The following is a 2,759-nucleotide window of genomic DNA, read 5'->3' as shown; positions in this document are numbered from 1 at the left end:
GGACGCAGCGTGGTGGTGCTTGGGGGCGGTGTGGTGGTCGTGAAGTTGCTCTCGTAGGCGCCCAGGTCGACGGTGCCACCGCTCACACGGGGGGTGCCGGTCAGGTCCGTGGGCGAGAGCTTATCGTTCACGCCCGCGTTGATGGCCCGGCTGCCAGCCTTGAGGGTGAAGTTAGCGGTGGTCCAGTCTTTGGTTGCATTCACAAATTGTGGGTCCGCCACGATGTTGGTGCCGACCGGGATAGTCGCCGAGGAGGCCGGCTTGGTGCCGTCGGCGCTCGAGGTGGTGCCGTTGCCAGTGCTGGTCAGCGTATTGTTGCTGGTGTTAGTCGTAATGGTGCCGCCGAAGAATAGGTTGTTTATGTACCGGGTGTTCTTCGTGGTGCTAATTGTGTTGAACGCCTTTTCGCCCGGAGCAGCGACAAGGATGTTGTTCTGCATCAGCACGTCGGTGCCGGTGTTGGCATAAATCTCACCGTTATTGATTTCCGTGCTCTGGTTGTTGTGGTAGGCCGTGTTGTTGATAACGTCAACGTACGAGCTTTGGTAGACCTGCACACCAGCTCCGCCGTTGTTCACCACCACGTTGTTGGCCACGAGGGTGCGACCAGTGTAGATGCCCAGCGTCGAGCCGTTCTGCGTGTTATTGGTGTCGTCGATGATGATGCCGTTGCCATCGGTGATGTCCATGCAGCCGAACGACCCCCCGCGCCACCACGATACGTAGAGGCGGTTGCCGAAGGCGCGGTTATTACGGATGATGTTGTGGTAACCCGGTGCCTTGTCGAAGTTCCAGGCTCCGTAGATTGAGAGGCCGCTGCTAGCGTAGATGGTGTACCAGCAGTTGTTGTAGACCAGGTTGTTTTCAATGGTAACGTAGTCCGACTGGGCTGCTCCAATACCGCCACCGGCGCACTCAAAAACTTCGTTGTTGATGAAACGCAAGTGGTGCGGGTTCTTCGAGCCGGCGTCGTCGCTGCCGCTGGCTGTGATGCCGCTGCCATTGTATTTGCCCTGACCTGTGCCCGCACCGTCTTTAGCACAGCTGCCAGGCTGATTGGTGGCTTCAGCCAGGGTAATATTGCGGTTGTTGCCCTGAATGCGGAAGCCGTTGATTTCGATGTAGGATACATCGCCCCTGATGTCGAAACCGTGCCAGCTGGCAAATTGAATCAGCGGCTTCTCCCCGGGGTAGTTGCAAAACACAATCCAATTTCCGGGGGAGCCCGATTTAGTAATCTTTACTGCGGGCCCTGAGTACCGATTGGAATTCTCGTTGATGTAAGTACCAGCTCGCACGTATACCACGTCACCGGGCAGGGTCTTGTCGGCGGCATGCTGAATGGTTTTGAACGGCAGGGCGAGGGTACCCGGGTTGGTGTCCTTGCCCTGCGAGTCGGAGACGTAGTAGTTGGTGGCGTGTGCGCTAGACCAGGCTCCAGTGCCTAGTAATAACGATAGGATCAGTTTTTTCATGACTGTAAAAAAGAGGTAAGAAATGAGGATGAAAAAAAGACAGTATTATTGCTAATGATGAGCGTGAGCTTGCGAGTCGACGCCCTCTCATGAGGGCAGCCTCCAGGCCGGCCGGTTGCGGTAGCCGGGCCTTGTTGGCCGCAGCCTGATCCGGCAGGTGCAGAGCTAGTGGCGGGCACTGCCCCTCGGATTTTTACCAACGCCGCCTCTGGGGATGGGCTGGCTCAGCAAGCGTTTTATCAAAGGTCCGTGGCCAGCTTTGCCATCGACTTGCTGGAATCGCACAAAAGCTTGCGTAGATGTCACATCTGCATTTTATGGATGCAATAGCATTTATATCAGTGACTTGTGAGTAGTATGTGTCCTTGGTAGACCGCACTGTCTTTCACTTTTGCATCATTCTTTCACAAATGTTCTCTTCTCAGCACCTGCTTGGGCACGGGTAGGGCGAGGGTTGCTCACTGAGCGGCGGCGGCGGCCGTGCCCCGGGCTCCGCGCTGGGCCGGTTGGTGGGCTCACAGAAATTTTATATCCCTGCGCCACCTCTTCGCTGAGCCTGGGAGCGACGTTTTGTAGCGGATTTTTTCCTTGCTGGAAGGGGGCGATGGCCGGCAGTGGCTGCTTAATCAGGCCAGCCATAGCCGCTGGCACCCGGCACGGTGACTACCTGCGAAGCAACCAGCCGGTCAGCGACTCTGGGCCGTCGCTGCCAGCAAGCGCATCTGATATAATGTCTTAATAATCTTGGATAATGTAATTGTAAATAAGGTAGTTATGTCATAGATAAGCTAGATGTGTCCCCGCGCGGGACTGTCCTGCGGGCAAGCGCAAGGGCGCCCCACTGCACGAAGCTCCTTCCGCAAACGCGAAAAGGTCTGCCCCGGGAGGAACAGACCTTTTGTAGCTCAGAAAGGAGGGCGATGCTTACTTGTCCAGGGCTAAGCGGGAGAAGGAAGTGCCCGTGGGCGTGATCAGGCGCACGTTGAACAGGGCCGAGCCCTGACGAGCGGGGGCTTGGAAGACGGCCTCATGCGGGCCAGCGCTCTGCTGCCCATCGACGAGCACAGCCACGATGCGGCCCAGTCCATCGAGCACTTCCAGGCGCACGGCACCCGCTTGCTCCACCGTGTAGCTGAGCGTGGCCCGGTCGTGGGTCGGGTTCGGAAAGGCGCTCAGGGCTCCGCCTGCGTCCGCCGTCTTGCTGGTCGAGAGCGCCGTGCGGGTGGTGCCGCTGAAGTTGCGGCGGCTCAGGAACGAGCCGGGGATGATCTGCCGGGCCACGCC

At 58.2% G+C, this 2,759-nt stretch carries 2 protein-coding genes; both read right to left on the bottom strand.

From position 1 onward, the window contains the following. Positions 1-1,475 (bottom strand): choice-of-anchor Q domain-containing protein (locus tag WX88_RS26470; RefSeq protein ID WP_052733148.1); only part of this gene is annotated, 1,475 nt, incomplete at its 3' end. Between the two features lie 924 nt (positions 1,476-2,399). Next, the coding region (locus WX88_RS31135; protein WP_046247444.1) for a hypothetical protein at positions 2,400-2,759 on the bottom strand (360 nt) is incomplete at its 5' end.

Origin of the sequence: Hymenobacter terrenus (genome assembly GCF_000972495.1) — a bacterium.
GTDB classification, from domain to species: Bacteria; Bacteroidota; Bacteroidia; order Cytophagales; family Hymenobacteraceae; genus Hymenobacter; species Hymenobacter terrenus.
Note: the sequence above shows the minus strand (reverse complement) of the source record. Positions and strands in the feature narration are given on the sequence as shown.